The sequence below is a fragment of the Ferrovum sp. PN-J185 genome, from assembly GCF_001581925.1.
Lineage (GTDB): Bacteria > Pseudomonadota > Gammaproteobacteria > Burkholderiales > Ferrovaceae > PN-J185.
In genome coordinates this window covers 902,247-919,810 of record NZ_LQZA01000001.1, presented here as the reverse complement: position 1 = coordinate 919,810, position 17,564 = coordinate 902,247, and the positions used below count along the sequence as shown (strand labels likewise).

The window sequence follows — 17,564 nt, the reverse complement described above, 5'->3', positions numbered from 1 at the left end:
TAATATGATACATGGTGATATATCTAGTAGTAATGATACTGTTGGTGTAGCAGTTGTAAATTATAAAATGCCTCGTTTACACACTAAAAGTGAGGTATTAGACAATGCAAGAAATATTGCAAGAATGGTTGAAGGAATGAAAATTGGTTTACCAGGATTAGATTTGGTAATTTTTCCCGAATATAGTACCCATGGAATTATGTACGATAGTAAAGAAATGTACGAAACTGCATCGACTATACCTGGAGAAGAAACAGCAATATTTGCTGAAGCCTGTAAGATGGCAAATGTTTGGGGTGTGTTTTCTTTGACCGGAGAGCAACATGAACATCATCCACATAAAGCACCGTATAACACATTAATTTTAATGAATAACCATGGTGAAATTGTTCAAAGATATAGAAAGATTATGCCTTGGACACCTATTGAAGGATGGTATCCTGGGGATAAAACCTATGTTACTGAAGGTCCAAAAGGATTGAAAATTAGTCTTATTATTTGTGATGATGGTAACTATCCTGAAATTTGGCGGGATTGCGCAATGAAAGGAGCTGAGTTAATTATTCGATGTCAGGGATATATGTATCCTGCAAAAGAACAACAGGTATTGATTTCTAAATCTATGGCTTTTGCGAATAATACTTATGTTGCTGTTGCAAATGCATCAGGTTTTGATGGGGTTTATTCATATTTTGGACACTCTGCAATTATCGGCTTTGATGGTAGGACATTAGGAGAGTGTGGTGAAGAAGAAAATGGTATTCAATATGCTGCGCTATCTAAAAGTTTAATACGTGATTTTAGAAAAAATGGACAATCTGAAAACCATTTATTTAAACTATTACATAGAGGTTATACGGGTACAATCAATTCAGGAGACAGTGTAGATGGTGTTTCTGAGTGTCCATATGATTTTTATAAAGATTGGGTTAAGGATCCCATTAAGGTGAAAAAATCTGTCGAAAATCTGACAAGAGATACTGTTGGTACTAAAGAGTGCCCAATACCTGGTATTCCTAATTAGATACGTGGAGAATGGCTCTGAATCAAATTTCTAATAAATATTTCATTTCAAAAAATGATTCAGTAAAAAAATCTCTTGGATGGAGTGCTTTTTTGTGTTTGCAATATGCTAGAGACAACAACAGAACAAAACTGTTATTTCATCGTCATTCTGGCCCGTTAAGAATACAAAAAGTACTCTATCCTGAGGATGAAGAAATTTGTCATACTTTGATTTTACATCCTCCAGGCGGATTAGTAAGTGGCGATGGTTTAGAGATAGATATAGATCTTCAAAGCAAGTCGCATGTTTTAATTACTCAGCCTGGCGCAACCAAGTGGTACAAAAGCTCAGGATTGTATGCTACACAGACGTTAACTATTCGTGTTGATTCAGGTGCGGTTTTAGAGTGGTTACCACCAGAAACTATTTTTTTTAAAAGTACTAAAGCAAAAATTGAAACTTTAGTTGAACTTAAAAAAGACTCAACTTTTATAGCTTGGGAGATATATTGCTTTGGAAGACGTCTCTCTAATGAGGTATTTGATTATGGTGAAGTACAGTCAAGATATCGTATTAGACTTGAGGGGCAGTGGTTGTTAAATGAAAGGGGGTTATTTAATGCTACTGATCCTTTTATGAAATCTTCTATTGGAATGGCAAACAAGTCCATTTTTGCAACCTTCATTATTTATCATTCAGAACTTAGTAAGGATTTATTGACTTTATGTCGTAGTGTTATTCCACAAGAAAATGACTCAAAACATGGTTTGACACTAGTTAATGGCATGCTTATTGCTAGATATTTGGGTGATTCCTCGGAAAGCGCGAAGAATTATTTTATTAAACTTTGGCAACTAATTAGACCCTTAACGATAGGCAAAAAAGGGATTTTGCCTAGGATTTGGAGGACATAACCAATTATGGAGTTAACACCAAGAGAAAAAGATAAATTATTACTTTTTACTGCATCACTGTTGGCAGAGAGACGCCTTGCGAAAGGACTTAAACTTAATTATCCAGAATCAATAGCATATTTGTCTGCTGCAATTATGGAAGGTGCACGAGAAGGTAGGACGGTTTCAGATTTAATGAGTTATGGGACAACGCTATTGACACGGGAGCAGGTTATGGATGGCATTCCTGAATTAATTCCTGATGTACAGGTTGAAGCTACTTTTCCTGATGGGACAAAGCTAGTAACAGTTCATCAACCAATTAGATAGGTATGAATATGATTCCAGGAGAATATTTGTTACGTAGTGAAAGCATTGTAATTAATAAAGGACGATCTAGTATTGTCATTTCTGTTGTTAATTCTGGTGACAGGCCGATACAAGTTGGCTCACATTATCATTTTTATGAAACCAATGATTTTTTGTTATTTGATAGAGAGAAAACAAAAGGTATGAGATTAAATATTTCTGCAGGCACTGCTGTACGTTTTGAACCTGGACAAGAAAGAACTATTGAATTAGTTTCTATTGACGGATTAAAAATTATTCAAGGATTTCAAGGTAAGATCCAAGGAGAGTTAGAATGAAAAGATCTACTATTCAAAAAATTAGTTTACTATTTTTGATTTTAATATCCCCTAGTTTGGCTTTCGCTCATCCTGGACATTTACATGGCTTAGTTGGTGGCTTAGTACATCCGTTTACTGGTATTGATCATATTTTAGGTATGCTTTCTATGGGGGCTTGGGCTACATTAAGATTTAATAAAAATAAATTTTTACTTTTTATAATTTATATACTTGGGTTAATTGTAGGTGGCGTTATTGGTATTAATTTAAAAATACTGGCAAGTACTGACTTTTTAATCGCTTTATCTATTGGTATTACTAGTTTATTTATACTTAAAGACTCAACTACAAAATGGTATGTCCAATTATTTTTAACAATGTTTTTTTCAATAACGCATGGAGTTGCTCATGGAAGCGAAATTGCTTCTTTAGCTAATCCTGTAACCTATATTTTCGGTTTTTTATTATCCAGTTCAATTTTATTCTTACTAGGAAGTTATATAGGTAATTATTTAAAAAGCCATTCTAAGACTAAAGAGAATATAGCTTACTTATTACTTATTTCTGCTATTGGTTTAATTTTGGAGATATAAATGTCTCAAGAAATAGATAGAAAAGCTTATGCGGAAATGTTTGGTCCAACTATAGGTGATCGTATACGTTTGGCGGATACTAATCTTATTGTAGAAATCGAAAAAGATTACACAATCTATGGTGAAGAAGTTAAATTTGGTGGGGGTAAGGTAATACGTGACGGAATGGGGCAGTCACAATTAACTGCTGATAAAGTTGCGGAAACTGTTATCACTAATTCAGTAATTATTGATCCAATATTAGGAATTATTAAAGCAGATATTGGAATTAAAGATGGTCGTATTTGGAAGATAGGAAAAGCTGGTAATCCAGATATTCAACCTGGGGTCACAATACCTATTGGCGGTGCTACAGAGATAATTGCTGGCGAGGGAATGATAGTAACTGCTGGCGGTATAGATACACATATACACTTTATTTGTCCTCAACAGATAGAAGAAGCCCTTTGTTCTGGGATAACTACCATGTTTGGTGGTGGAACTGGACCTGCCACAGGAACTTTTGCTACTACTTGTACGCCTGGACCATGGCATATCTATAATATGCTAAAAGTATCAGATTCCTTTCCTATAAATTTAGGATTCATGGGTAAGGGTAATGTTTCAACGCCGCTACCTTTAGAAGAACAAATTCAAGCTGGTGCTATAGGTTTAAAACTTCACGAAGATTGGGGTAGTACCCCTGCGGCTATTGATAACTGTTTAAATTTAGCAGAAAAATATGATGTGCAAGTTGCGATACATACCGATACATTAAATGAGTCTGGTTTTGTTGAAACAACAATTGCTGCTTTTAAAAATAGAACGATACACACTTTCCATACAGAAGGTGCAGGAGGTGGGCATGCGCCTGATATCATAAAAGCAGCGGCAATGAGTAACGTGCTTCCATCCTCCACCAACCCTACACGACCATATACTATTAATACTATTGATGAACATCTTGATATGTTGATGGTATGTCATCATTTAGATTCAGCAATTGCTGAAGATGTTGCATTTGCTGAATCACGTATCAGACGAGAAACTATTGCTGCCGAAGATATTCTTCACGATATGGGTGTATTTTCAATGATGTCTTCTGACTCTCAGGCAATGGGAAGAGTAGGGGAAGTTATCATGAGAACATGGCAAACTGCCCATAAAATGAAATTACAACGCGGTGTATTACCTGAAGACTCTAGGTTAAACGATAATTTTAGAGTTAAAAGATATATAGCAAAATATACTATTAATCCAGCTATTTCTCATGGAATAAGTCATGAGGTTGGATCACTTGAAGAAGGTAAGTTGGCAGATTTGGTTTTATGGAAACCTGGTTTTTTTGGTGTAAAACCTTTTCAAGTTTTAAAAGGGGGAGTCATCACATACTCTGTGATGGGTGATCCGAATGCGTCAATTCCTACTCCTCAACCTGTACATTATCGTCCAATGTTTGGTGCGTACGGAAAGGTGATTTACTCAAACAGTATAACTTTTGTATCACAAATTTCACTAGAACTTAATGTTTTTGAAAAGCTGGGACTGGAAAAGAGACTAGTACCTGTAAAAAATATTAGACAAGTAAAAAAGCAAAACATGATACACAATAATGCTACACCAATTATAACTGTAGATCCTGAAACATATTTAGTTTGTGCGGATGGACAACCCCTTATATGTGAACCTCTTTCTGAATTACCAATGGCACAACGTTATTTTCTTTTTTAGTGAGTTTCATCATGTTAGTGATTGAAAAAAAAATTGATACTGAAATTAATCCTACAATTCGGTTAGTTCTCCCATTTGAATTACGTTGTAAAAACCGTCTTTTAACTAAACTAGAAAATGGTGAGGAAGTTGGATTATTTCTTGATAGAGGGACTGTTTTAAGGGGTGGAGATAGATTGTTAGCTAACGATGGTCGGGTTGTTGAGGTTATATCAGCACCAGAACATTTGAATATTGTGCGTACAGATAATACTTACTTATTGATGCGTGCAGCATATCATTTAGGTAATCGACATATTCCAGTGGATATACAAATTGATCGTTTAATGTTTCAAAAAGATCATGTTTTAGCAGAAATGATTAGAGGGCTTGGTTTGCTGGTTGAAGAAGATTTTGTTGCTTTTGAACCTGAGTCAGGGGCTTACGGAAAACATGTAGGTCATTCTCATGGGCATAGTGCTGAAGGAGTAGGACGTGGAGCTAGGATACATGAAATGCTCTAATGATACTCATGATTTGAATTTATTTAAATTATTACACATTGTTAGCCCCACACTACCGGTTGGCGCCTTTAGTTACTCGCAAACTCTTGAGTGGTGGGTTGAACAAGGTGTAGTAAAAGATGAAAGTAGTTTTATTAAATGGCTAAGTGACTTTTTATTATTAGGCCAATTTAGAAGTGACTTGGTTTTTTTTAATCAAGCTTTTACTTCAATAAAAACAAATGATTTTAATCATTTTTTAGAAATTAATTCGTTATATTTAAGCTCTAGAGAAACCAGTGAATTAAGACTAGAGTCTATTCAAATGGGGTATTCTCTCTTAAAGTTAATTCCTGAAATCACATCCTTAGATTTAAAACTTTTTCCTTTTGATAATAAAGAACTTGGATATCCACTGGTATGGGTATTGTTAAGTTACTATTGCGGTTTAAATAATGTAACAGCTCAAAAGGGTTTTCTTTGGTCCTGGTTGGAAAATATTGTTATGGTTGGAGTAAAAGTAATTCCTCTTGGACAAACTGCAGGGCAGCGAATTTTAGTCAAAATGATTGAGATCTTAGATTTAAATCTTGAAAAAATGATATCTATTAATAATGAAGATATACCTATAACCACATTACCTGGATTAGCTATTGCTAGCTCATGTCATGAAACACAATATACGAGGCTATTTCGCTCATGAATCAAACTAAACAATTGTTAAGAGTAGGCATTGGTGGCCCTGTTGGGTCAGGAAAAACAGCATTAACATTAGAGTTATGTATTGCTTTTCGTGATAAATATAATATCGCTGCAGTTACCAATGATATCTATACAGAAGAGGATGCACAATTTTTAGTTAAAAATCAGGCATTACCACCTAATCGAATTATGGGAGTAGAAACTGGTGGTTGTCCACATACTGCTATACGTGAAGATGCAAGTATTAATTTGGAAGCTATTGATCGACTAACTAAAAGATTTCCTGATCTTGATGTGGTCTTTGTAGAAAGTGGTGGAGATAATTTAGCCGCAACATTTAGCCCAGAATTATCAGATTTAACTATTTATGTAATTGACGTGTCTGCTGGTGACAAGATTCCAAGAAAAGGAGGACCAGGGATTACAAAATCTGACCTTTTAATTATAAATAAAATTGATTTAGCACCGTATGTAGGTGCGTCTCTTGATGTTATGGATTGTGATGCCAAGAGAATGCGTGGAGATAAGCCTTTTGTTTTTACTAACCTAAAGACAAAGCAAGGTTTAGATCAAGTTATAAAATTTATTATCGATAAGGGAATGTTATGAATGAGTACTCCAAATTAGGAGTATTTAATGTTCGTAGGGACTATAACGCTTGGGTTGCAGATGAAACAATGGAAGATTTTGCTTTGCGTTATACACCCAAGTCTTTTCGTAAGTGGAGTATTGCCAGTGTAGCAAACACAGCTTTTAGCACCTCCTCATTTATGGTACTTGAAGCACTTGGTGCAACTCTGTTAATTCACTATGGTGGTATTAATACTTTTTTCGCAATTCTTACTGCTTGTTTAATAATCTTTAGCGTAAGTATACCTATTGGATATTATGCAGCTAAATATAATCTAGATATGGATCTTTTAACTCGAGGATCAGGTTTTGGGTATCTAGGGTCGACAATCACTTCACTGATTTACGCCGCTTTCACTTTTATATTTTTTGCTCTTGAAGCAACTATCATGGCATACGCATTGAATGTGGCTTTTAATATCAACTTAACATGGGCATATTTAATTTCGGCGTTAGTTGTTATTCCAATTGTTACACAAGGTATTACATCCATAAGTAAATTCCAAACTGTTACACAATTGATATGGCTTATTTTATTAATACTACCCTATGTTTACTTATTTTCAACAAATACAGCATTAATTGAAGATATTATGAGATTTGGTGGGTTATATGGTGAATCAGATAAATTTCAACTACAGAAGTTTTTTTCTGCGCTTACAGTAATTATGCCTTTACTAGCGCAAATGGGAGAGCAAGCAGATTATTTAAGATTTATGCCACCTCAAGTTCGAAATAATAAGGGTCGATGGTTGATTGGAGTAATTGTAGGTGGTTCAGGCTGGGTTATTCTCAGTATGTTTAAAATTTTTGGTGGAGCAATACTCGCATATATTGCATATCGTTTTGGTACGGATTTAGAACATACTTTAAACCCAAATACTCTTTACTTTATTGTCTATAGACAGATCTTCAATAACCATACAATTGTACTTATTTTAGCAACAACTTTAATATTAATATCTCAATTAAAAATTAATGTTACAAATGCCTATGCCGGATCACTTGCCTGGTCTAATTTTTTTTCAAGAATAACTCATAGTCATCCTGGTAGAGTGGTTTGGGTAATTTTTAACATTGTTATAGCATTACTATTAATGGAGTTAAACCTAATTCAAGTAATGGATACTGTTTTAGGTGTATTTTCTAATATTGCTGTACCTTGGATAATTACAGTATTCGCAGACATTATAATAAATAAACCGTTAGGCTTATCACCTGAAGGGATAGAATTTAGACGTGCTTATCTTTTTGACATAAACCCGGTTGGGGTTTTTAGTGTAATCATTACTTCTTGTTGTTCTATCCTTATATATATAGGTTTTTTTGGAAATGAATACAGACCATATGCAATATTAGTATCCTTAGTTTTTCCATTGTTGTTATCTCCAATAATTGCTTTTTATACCAAAGGTAAATTCTATATTGCAAGAAATAACCAAGATCATTCACACAATACTGCAGAGAATTCTGATTGTGTAGTATGTGGAAATAAATTTGAAAAACTGGATATGGCCCTCTGTCCAGCCTATCAAGGTAGTATCTGTTCTTTATGTTGTACCTTAGATGTTAGATGTCAAGACCAATGTAAACCATATGCGAACATAAGTAGTCAAATTAATCTATTAATTGATAGATATCTACCAAAAAAGATTGTTGTTTTAATTAGGTCAGGTTTAGGTCATTATTTGATTTTATTTTTTTCTTTTGTACTTCTACTAATGCTTTTTTTGATTTTATTTTATTATCAAGACTTATATTCAAATACAGTTTTAAATTTTGATGATCCAGAGAAATTCATTAAGAATTCTTATATAAAAATCTTTATTAGTCTAACACTAGTAATGGGTATAGTTTCTTGGTGGTTAGTGTTAGTGAGCCGAAGTAGAAAGGTAGCGTATGAGGAGGCAAAATCTCAGACTGAATTATTAATGAAAGAAATAGTATCTCATCAGAAAACAGATAAATTACTACATGAAGCTAATCTTGCCGCAGACTTTGCTAATGCTGCTAAGAGCCGATATATAATGTCTGTTAGTCATGAATTAAGAACACCATTAAACAGTATTTTAGGTTATGCGCAAATATTAGACTCAGATAAAAGTATTCCAGAAAATAGAAAAAATGCAGTAGCTACTATACGAAAAAGCGGAGAGCATTTATTGTCTTTAATTGAAGGGACGTTAGATATTGCTCGTATAGAAAGTGGGAAAATGAAGTTAAAAATCACACAAGTACAATTTAGAGATTTAATTCAACAAATAGTAAGTATGTTTGAGTTACAAGCATATAAGAAAAATCTAAAGTTTGAATTTGAAGCGTTAACTTATCTACCAGTAATTGTTCGTGCAGACAGCGCTCGAGTAAGACAAATACTTATTAATATATTAGGTAATGCTATTAAGTTTACTATGCAAGGAAAAGTGGTTTTTAAAACAAAATATCAAGGAGATATCGCTACATTTATAATTGAAGATACAGGTCCAGGTATCAATAATACAGATTTAGAAAAAATCTTTGAACCTTTTGCACGAGGTACAGGTATCTCTACAGAAATTGAAGGTGGTACAGGATTAGGTCTAACCATTACTAAAATGTTAATTGGTATTATGGGTGGTGAAATTACTGTGACAAGTCAAGAAAAAGTTGGTACTACATTTACAATAAAGTTATATCTTCCCCAAGTTATCACACAAAATCCTCTTAAAGATTTTAATAAACAAATTTATATTGGTTATGAGGGACCAAGAAGAAGAGTGATGGTTGTAGACAATGAAGAAATTGATAGAACCTTACTTAAAAGCTTTCTAGGTCCTTTGGGTTTTGATGTAATTGAAGCAGAGAGTGGTGATCATTGTTTGAACTTATTAAATAGTATAAACCCAGATATTATTTTTATGGATTTAGCAATGCCCGGAATTGATGGATGGGAAACCATTTATAAAATCAAACGAAAATTTAGTGATAAAAATTTTATTTTTGCAATAATTTCTGCTAACGCATTTGAGATTAATACTGAAAATAATGTAGGTATTACCTCAGAATCTTTTTTTACTAAACCTGTTTCTATTGATGAGCTATTGAGATTCATTGGTGATAAGTTATCTTTAAAATGGATTACACACACAGTTGAACCAACTAGTCCTTCATTGTTTGAAATTGACTATAGCTATCCTCCTGACGAGTATTTAAATAAAATAAAAAATAGTATAGATGCTGGTTATTGGAAAGGGATTCTAATTGTATTAGACGAAGTGATCTATACCAATAAAAAATATCAAGATTTTGTTAATCATTCTAGAACATTAGCTAGTCAATTTAAATTAGATGAATTACGTCTTTTCATAGATAAAGGTTTAAGTAGATAAAATTTTATATGTATACCATTTTAGTTGTTGATGACACACCAGAAAATTTAGCAGTTTTACATGACTCACTTGATGAGGAGGGCTATTTTGTATTAATAGCTACTAATGGTGATGCTGCCTATAAAATTGTTTATCAACAAGAAGTTGATCTAATACTTCTAGATGCTGTTATGCCAGGTATAAATGGTTTTGATTTAGCGAAAAAATTAAAATCAGATCCTTATACAAACAATATCCCTATTGTTTTTATGACAGGACTCACAGAGACTGAGAGTATAGTTAAAGCATTTAATAATGGGGTTATAGACTATGTAACTAAACCATTAAATCCAAAAGAAGTGCTGGTAAGAATTTCATCTCATATAAAAACTTCAAAAGCAAATAATCTTGTTAAGGATTTATTAGACGAAGTTAATATGGCGTCTATTTCTATTAACTTCTCCTCCAAAAATATAAATTGGATTACAAATCATGCTAAAAAATTACTGGAAACTTATTTGAGTACTTCCGAAAGAGATTGGGTATTATCTCTCTTTATTTTTTTTGAAACTAACAAAACTTTATTAAATCAAATTGATATTCCAATTATTCTTAGTGAAAAAAATGGCGGAAAACTATATCTTCAAATTAGGGATATTAAAAAAAATAATAATGAAATTGTTATTTCATTGAGGGAGGAAAATGAAGCGTTAGTTCTTGGTTCATTGCAAAATGATTTTATGCTTACTTTTAGAGAAGCAGAGGTTTTATTGTGGCTAACAAAAGGTAAGACAAACCGAGAAATAGGTTTAATACTGGGTAATAGTCCAAGAACTATAGATAAACATGTTGAGCATATTTTCGAAAAGATTGGTGCTGAAAATCGTAATTCTGCTATTAATCTTGTGTTAAATAATAAAAATATTAAAGGTAGTCTTTTTTAGTTAAAAGATTCTTTGTTAGACTTAAATACACTTTATGTCAATACTAATTTTTTTGGATACAATTAATTTATAGAATCTTATTGAGAGATTTAAGTGGTTTTATAAAGGGTTTGATATAGAAATATTTACTGCTTTGAAACCCTACCTTTTTAATTTCTTAAGAATATGTTTAATTCAAACCAATAGCTTTTATAAAACAAAAATCTTTTTTTACTGCATTTTAAAGATTATATCTCTATAAATTAATCCCCTAAAAATGCTAAATATTTATACCATTCTATTTTAATTATTATTTTATTACCTTGGGTTAGAGTTGACTAAATGTATTGGATTAATATAGATCAATGCATCAATACGAAAAGTCCTGTAATTTCTTGAAATAAAATTCAGTGTTATTTTACTAATTAAATTTTTTCAAATTTATCTCAAATGTCCATGTTGCATATTATGGCATGATAATTGCTTGGTTAAGTATGAAAAACAGGAGATAGACAAATGATTAACATGAAATCGTTTTCAGTAGTATTAGCAATTTCTATTACATTGTCCGCATCTTTGGCTGATGCAAAGGAGACGGTAAAAATTGGTTTTATTGGACCTTTGACAGGAGGTAATTCTGCAATTGGTGTTGGTGGTCGTAATTCTACTCAGCTTGCGATAGATTTAAAAAATAGAGATCCAAACGCAAAATATCACTATGAATTGGTCACACTTGACGATGAGTGTAAACCTAGCACTGGTGTACAAGTTGCTACAAAAATGTCGAGTGATAACTCCATTGTTGCTGGAGTTACACATTTTTGTTCATCGGTTGCCATTGCTACAGTAAATACTTATCAACGTTTTGCATTTCCCGTAATTGTGTGGGGAGCAGTATTACCTGATGTTACTTATAAAAATAATTTTTCTGAAATTCATCGTGTTAATGGAACAATGATTACACAAAATGAGGTGGCTGCGAAATTTATGACTAATCTTGGTTATAAGCAATTTGTCATTATTCACGATACAACAGATTATGGAAAAGGTCATGAGGAATATTTTTCTAAGGATATAAAGAGTAATGGTGGAACAATTTTAGCTAGTTTTGGTGTTCCAGTTGATCAGCAAGACTTTACCTCTGAATTAACAAAAATAAAAGAATTAAAACCACAAGTTATATTTTTTGGAGGACTGACTCCATTAGGTGTTCGTATTAGAAATCAAATGCAAAAGATGGGTATTAAAGCAATTTTTGAGGGAACATCAGGCATTAAATCAGAAGCGTATATAGATGGTGTTGGTAAAGAAGTTGCAGAAGGTTCGTTATCATTTCTGGAAGGCGCTCCTGCAGAAAAACTACCCGGAGGTAAGTTTTTCTTGCAACAATATAAAAATGAAAATTTTAGTGAACCGCCAGAAGCGTATGGACCTTTTGCGTTTACTGCAGCAAATTTAATTATTAATGCTGTAGAAAAAGTAGGACCAAATAGAAATAAAGTTAATTTAGAGTTGAATAAGACGAAGGACGTTGACACAATTATAGGAAAAGTTACTTTTGATGATCATCGCCAAAATATTGTTCCCCTAGTTAGTGCTTATGTCGCTCAAGATGGTAAATGGGTACTATGGGAAGATAGCCAATATGCAAGCAAAAAGCGTATTTTAAAATAATTTTTATAAGAAAGAGGAAGACTGAGTCTTCCTCTGAGAAAAATATGATGGATATAATCTTTCAATACTTAATAAACGGACTAATGTTAGGCATCATTTATGCGATGGTGGCAGTTGGTTTTACTCTCTTTTTCGGTACTTTGAATGTTATACAATTTTCACATGGTGATGTATTAACACTTGGTGCCTTTTCGGGTTTGGCATCTATTTACTTTGTACATAGTAATTCAGTCTGGATGACAATATTTTTAATTCTAATGTTTTCCATAGTAATTACATCAATTGTTGGTATGTTTATAGCGAGGTATCTTATTTTACCTATGCGTAATGCACCATCTATCAACATATTGTTATCAACTCTGATGTTTGGAACAGTAATTCGTGAATCACTACGTTTATTTTATCCTGATGGTGCCAACCCCAAAAGATTTCCAAATTTATTACCAACTGGACAGTTATCATTGGGATCTTTTTCAATCTCAGTAGATAATATTTATATACTTTTTTTTGGATTATTTGTAATAATTAGTCTTGCAGTTTTAATAAACAAGACTAAATTAGGTCTTGCAATACGAGCCATTTCACAAGATAGTGAAACTGCAAAATTAATGGGAATTCCTTTTAATAGATACGTTTTAATTACGTTTATTATAGGATCGTCTTTGGCTGCAATTGCTGGTGTGATGGATGCTTTATATTACAATGAGATAAATTTTAGTATGGGTTTGTTGTTGGGAGTAATTGGTTTTACATCAGCAATAATAGGTGGTCTAGGAAATATTTATGGGGCTATTATCGGTGGTTTTCTTTTTGCTTTTTTAGAAGTGGTTGGTGGATCACTAATACCAACTCTTTTCCCGACAATACCAAGTGCCTATAAAGATGTATTTGCATTCACCATGGTTATTATTTTAATGAGCTTTAAACCAACAGGTTTATTGCCAGAAAAATTTAATGAAAGAGTTTAACCTAAGGTGATAGCTACGATGATTTCTATTTTCAGTGTTCTTATTACGAGTTTTGGCATTAGTATTCCTCTTGTTTTGTTTTTAAACGCAGATTCTCAATCTACACTTATTAAGTTACTGTTAGTTCTATGTGTTATTTCAGTATTACTTATCAAATCACCATTAAGAAATATATTAGCCAGTTATCAAAAACATTTAGATGATAAAAGACTTTTAGCTGTATATCTAATAGTAGCACTGATTATTTCAATGTATTTTTATCAAACACCTTTTGTGTTATTAATGATGTGTAATGTATTGTTATACTCTATAGTATGTTTAGGACTTACTGTTCAATTTGGTTTTACAGGAATAATCAATTTTGCAGCAGCTGCTTTTTTTGGTATTGGTGGTTACAGTACAGTCTTATTGACACAATTACACATACCAAGTTTATTGGTGATACCACTAGCAGGATGTATTTCCATGATATTTGGTAGTGTACTTATCATACCAGTGCTTAAAACAAGAGGCCATTATGCTGCATTAATTACTATTGCTGCTGGAATTTTGTTTAAAAGCTTTTTGGAAGTAAATGACACACTAGGTGGTCCTCAAGGTTTGCAAGTTCCGAGTATCTCGTTATTTGGATTTGACTTTAATAATCCAATTACCGTTAGAGATACTTCGTTTTCTTTTTATCTACCCTATATTTTACTTTGTACATTAATATTTATTGTTTTGTATTTTGTCACCAATCGAATTGAAAAGTCGTGGTTTGGACTTACATTGGATGTTGTTAGAACAGATGAAACTGCAGCTTCAACCTTTGGTATTTCTATTCGAAAATGGAAAATTAGTGCTTTTCTAATAGGTAACTTCTTTATAGGTGTTGCAGGAAGTGTTAACTCAAGTGTTACAGGTTTTATTGCCCCTAATAATTTTACATTTAGTGATTCATTATTAATGATTTCAATTATTATTTTAGGAGGTATTGGTAATATTAAAAGCATACTACCAGCAACCTTAATTATGATCATGATTCCAGAAAAGCTACAGTTTATTCAGGAATATCGTTTTTTAATATATGCGTTACTGATAATTTCTATTCTGTTGTTTAGACCTAATGGTTTATTCCCAAGAGGTATTCGTAATTTTAGTAAGTAGCGATGAGGTTAAATGTGTCTAATCTAGATATTGAAGTAAATAATGTTACTGTAAAATTTGGAGGATTAATTGCTCTTAATGATATAACTCTTACGTTTAATCATAATCAAGTAATTGGACTATTAGGACCTAATGGATCCGGAAAAACTACATTATTTAACTCGATTACCGGTGTGTATAAGGTTAGCGATGGTCATATTAATTTTGCAGATAAAGATTTATGCCAATTAACTCCGCAGGATATTTTTAGATTGGGTATTACCCGTACATTTCAACGATCTAGATTGTCTCTTGATTTAACCGTTTTTGATAATATTGCAATTGGTCGACATGCACATCTTAATAACGGTTTATTTTCGGTTGTTTTTAAACGTCACTTATTTTTAAAAGAATTTAATGAGACCGTATTAAAAATAAGGACATTAATGGAATTATTTTGTCCTCATTTAATTGAACAATTAAATAAACCTGTTAATCAGCTATCTATGATCGATCGGAGACGTATAGAGATTTGTAGGGCACTTATTGCAGAACCTAAAGTATTACTTTTAGATGAACCTTCTGCTGGAATGACACATGATGAAACACATGAGTTAATGGAGGACGTACTAATTGCAAAAAAAAATCTTGGCGATATTACAATAGTTTTAATTGAGCATGAGATGAGTGTTATTAAAAAAATTACAGAACGTTGTTTGGTATTAAGTTACGGTAAACTAATAGCCGATGATACTTACGATAACATCATAAAAAATTACGAGGTACAAAAAGCTTACCTTGGTGAGGAAGTAGCATGAGTATCTTAACAATTAACTCTATTTCTGTTGGATACGATACCGTTAATGTACTTCATAACGTATCTTTAAATGTTAAAGCGGGAGAGATAACCTGTATTTTAGGGGCAAATGGGGCTGGAAAAAGTACACTAATACGAGCTATTACTGGTTTGACACCACCACGTCAAGGTTCGATTTTTTGGAAGAACTCTGATATTACTAATTATCCTACACATAAAATTGTTGCAAATGGTATTAGTTGCATACCAGAGGGTAGGAAGGTTTTCCCAAAGTTAACTGTAAGGGAAAATTTATTATTAGGTAGTTTTTTGGAAAGAAATACTATAAAAATCAATCAACGTCTTGATCGTGTATTTTCATTGTTCCCAAGATTAAAAGAAAGAACGGACCAATTTGCAGGAACCATGTCTGGTGGTGAACAAGCTATGGTATCGATTGGCCGTGGTCTCATGGCAGATCCTGAATTATTGATTATTGATGAACCGTCACTCGGTTTGTCACCATTATATGTCCAAGAAAATTTCAAAATTATAAAAGATATTAATCAATCTGGCGTTTCAATTTTATTGGTTGAACAAAATGCTAAACAAACTTTAGCAATTTCACATCATGGATATTGTATTACGCAAGGTTGTGTAGTTGCATCGGGCACTGCACAGGAATTACTCAACAATGATGAAGTAAAAGCTGCATATTTTTCTTAAACTTATAAATTATGACAATTTTTAAAGACTTACAATTTCATCGAGAACTTCAGAGTCAGATACAAGAAAAAGAGTTAATAACCTTGATTAATCAACTGGCTACTTTTGGAGGTCGTAATGATGGTGGTGTCTCTCGTCTAGCGCTTTCAAATGAAGACATACAAGCAAGATCTTTTTTAATTGAAATAGCTAATAACAATCAATGGAAAGTATTTTCTGATGAAATAGGAAATCTTTTTATTCGTATAGGAGATGATAATGTAGCACCAGTTCTTTGTGGGAGTCACATTGATACACAACCTGTAGGCGGAAAACTTGATGGAGCGTATGGTGTAGTCGCTGCAATGTTGGCGGGAAAAATACTAGAAAAAAATGGTTTCACAAAAAATACTCCTTTAGAAATAGTTATATGGAATAACGAAGAAGGTTGTCGATTTTCTCCTGGGACGATGGGGTCTAGTGCTTTTGTAGATAGAAGTAATATTGCAAAATATTTGACTTCCATTGATAAAGATGGAGTTTCCTTAAAAGATGCGTTACTTCATTTGCGAAAACATGAAAAGTTGGTACCAATTAGACAAGAAACTCCGATTATTAAGGCGTATTTAGAATTACATATTGAACAAGGACCTATACTAGAGCATGAAAAAAAATCTTTGGGAGTTGTGACAGCAATCCAAGCTGTTAGATGGTTTAAAATAACCATAGAAGGAGTTGCTGCCCATGCTGGTACTACCCCTATGCATCTTAGAAAGGATGCATTGATTTTTGCTCATAAATGCTTTGATGAAATTTTAAGGAAATGCGATAAATTTGTAGAGTTAGGGTTATTAATTACGAGTGGTAGTTGGCATGTAAGTCCAAATTCAATTAATACGATACCTGATAAAGTTACCTTTACAATAGATATACGTAGCAAAGAAGATGATCTTCTTGATCAAGCAGAACAGATCATAAACTCTATATTAAAAAACACCAGCGAAAAGTATGATTTTAAATGCACTTTAGACTCACTTTTCAAACGTCAAGTTACTTATTTTCCTACATCCTTAATAAAAGTGCTTAATGAAGCATGTAATTCTACTTGCCAAATCAATAATGCATCTGGTGTAAAAGAAATGGTTTCAGGTGCATTTCATGATGCTATGTATTTATCAGATTACTGTCCCGCTGCAATGATTTTTGTCCCAAGTATTCATGGAATTAGCCATAATGCAATTGAAGACACCAATCCATTTGACTTAACAAATGGACTGAAAGCACTTACTTCTGCATTAGCATTATTGTTACTCGATGAATCTTGATTTTTTCCAAATGAATTTTCAAGTATATTGAGTTAATTTATTCATTATCAAGTAAT

General features: G+C 32.7%; 17 protein-coding genes. All 17 read left to right on the top strand.

The features are described from left to right. Window positions 1-4: 4 nt before the first annotated feature. The 17 genes from FV185_RS04445 to FV185_RS04365 all read left to right on the top strand — a co-directional run bounded on the left by FV185_RS04445 (window position 5) and on the right by FV185_RS04365 (window position 17,508). Complete coding sequence (locus FV185_RS04445) at window positions 5-1,024, top strand: aliphatic amidase (RefSeq protein WP_067493988.1); 1,020 nt, start codon at window positions 5-7, stop codon at window positions 1,022-1,024. Between the two features lie 11 nt (window positions 1,025-1,035). Then, window positions 1,036-1,920: an urease accessory protein UreD gene (locus tag FV185_RS04440; protein ID WP_067493985.1), complete on the top strand. Its 885-nt coding sequence runs from the start codon at window positions 1,036-1,038 to the stop codon at window positions 1,918-1,920. Window positions 1,921-1,926: 6 nt separating this feature from the next. Next, complete coding sequence (locus tag FV185_RS04435; RefSeq protein ID WP_067493980.1) at window positions 1,927-2,229, top strand: urease subunit gamma; 303 nt, start codon at window positions 1,927-1,929, stop codon at window positions 2,227-2,229. An 8-nt stretch (window positions 2,230-2,237) separates the two neighbouring features. Beyond that, the gene (locus FV185_RS04430) at window positions 2,238-2,546 is read left to right on the top strand and encodes an urease subunit beta (RefSeq protein WP_067494278.1); all 309 of its coding nucleotides are present in this window, start codon (window positions 2,238-2,240) and stop codon (window positions 2,544-2,546) included. Continuing rightward, complete coding sequence (locus tag FV185_RS04425) at window positions 2,543-3,121, top strand: HupE/UreJ family protein (protein ID WP_067493978.1); 579 nt, start codon at window positions 2,543-2,545, stop codon at window positions 3,119-3,121. Before FV185_RS04430 ends, FV185_RS04425 begins: the two co-directional genes overlap by 4 nt. Further along, window positions 3,122-4,831, top strand: coding sequence for an urease subunit alpha (ureC, locus tag FV185_RS04420; RefSeq protein ID WP_067493973.1), 1,710 nt, complete (start codon window positions 3,122-3,124; stop codon window positions 4,829-4,831). Window positions 4,832-4,842: 11 nt separating this feature from the next. Continuing rightward, window positions 4,843-5,334: an urease accessory protein UreE gene (ureE, locus tag FV185_RS04415; protein ID WP_067493970.1), complete on the top strand. Its 492-nt coding sequence runs from the start codon at window positions 4,843-4,845 to the stop codon at window positions 5,332-5,334. Next, on the top strand, window positions 5,321-6,016 hold the full coding sequence (locus tag FV185_RS04410; RefSeq protein WP_067493967.1) for an urease accessory protein UreF: 696 nt from the start codon (window positions 5,321-5,323) through the stop codon (window positions 6,014-6,016). The genes ureE and FV185_RS04410 overlap by 14 nt, the downstream gene beginning before the upstream one ends. Next, window positions 6,013-6,624: an urease accessory protein UreG gene (gene ureG / locus FV185_RS04405; RefSeq protein ID WP_067493964.1), complete on the top strand. Its 612-nt coding sequence runs from the start codon at window positions 6,013-6,015 to the stop codon at window positions 6,622-6,624. The genes FV185_RS04410 and ureG overlap by 4 nt, the downstream gene beginning before the upstream one ends. After that, window positions 6,621-10,013 (top strand): hybrid sensor histidine kinase/response regulator, encoded by a 3,393-nt coding sequence (locus FV185_RS04400; protein WP_067493961.1) that lies wholly within the window; start codon window positions 6,621-6,623, stop codon window positions 10,011-10,013. The genes ureG and FV185_RS04400 overlap by 4 nt, the downstream gene beginning before the upstream one ends. Before the next feature lie 8 nt (window positions 10,014-10,021). Continuing rightward, a complete protein-coding gene (locus tag FV185_RS04395; RefSeq protein WP_067493958.1) occupies window positions 10,022-10,936 on the top strand; it encodes a response regulator in 915 nt (304 codons plus the stop codon). Window positions 10,937-11,440: 504 nt separating this feature from the next. Next, window positions 11,441-12,589: a branched-chain amino acid ABC transporter substrate-binding protein gene (locus tag FV185_RS04390; protein ID WP_067494275.1), complete on the top strand. Its 1,149-nt coding sequence runs from the start codon at window positions 11,441-11,443 to the stop codon at window positions 12,587-12,589. A gap of 47 nt (window positions 12,590-12,636) precedes the next feature. Beyond that, window positions 12,637-13,557, top strand: a complete 921-nt coding sequence (locus tag FV185_RS04385) for a branched-chain amino acid ABC transporter permease (RefSeq protein WP_067493956.1) — start codon at window positions 12,637-12,639, stop codon at window positions 13,555-13,557. Between the two features lie 18 nt (window positions 13,558-13,575). Next, complete coding sequence (locus tag FV185_RS04380) at window positions 13,576-14,703, top strand: branched-chain amino acid ABC transporter permease (protein WP_067493953.1); 1,128 nt, start codon at window positions 13,576-13,578, stop codon at window positions 14,701-14,703. A gap of 14 nt (window positions 14,704-14,717) precedes the next feature. Next, window positions 14,718-15,500 (top strand): ABC transporter ATP-binding protein, encoded by a 783-nt coding sequence (locus FV185_RS04375; RefSeq protein ID WP_067494272.1) that lies wholly within the window; start codon window positions 14,718-14,720, stop codon window positions 15,498-15,500. Next, on the top strand, window positions 15,497-16,204 hold the full coding sequence (locus FV185_RS04370) for an ABC transporter ATP-binding protein (protein ID WP_067493950.1): 708 nt from the start codon (window positions 15,497-15,499) through the stop codon (window positions 16,202-16,204). The genes FV185_RS04375 and FV185_RS04370 overlap by 4 nt, the downstream gene beginning before the upstream one ends. An 11-nt stretch (window positions 16,205-16,215) precedes the next feature. Beyond that, on the top strand, window positions 16,216-17,508 hold the full coding sequence (locus FV185_RS04365) for a M20 family metallo-hydrolase (protein WP_067493947.1): 1,293 nt from the start codon (window positions 16,216-16,218) through the stop codon (window positions 17,506-17,508). Window positions 17,509-17,564: the final 56 nt, after the last annotated feature.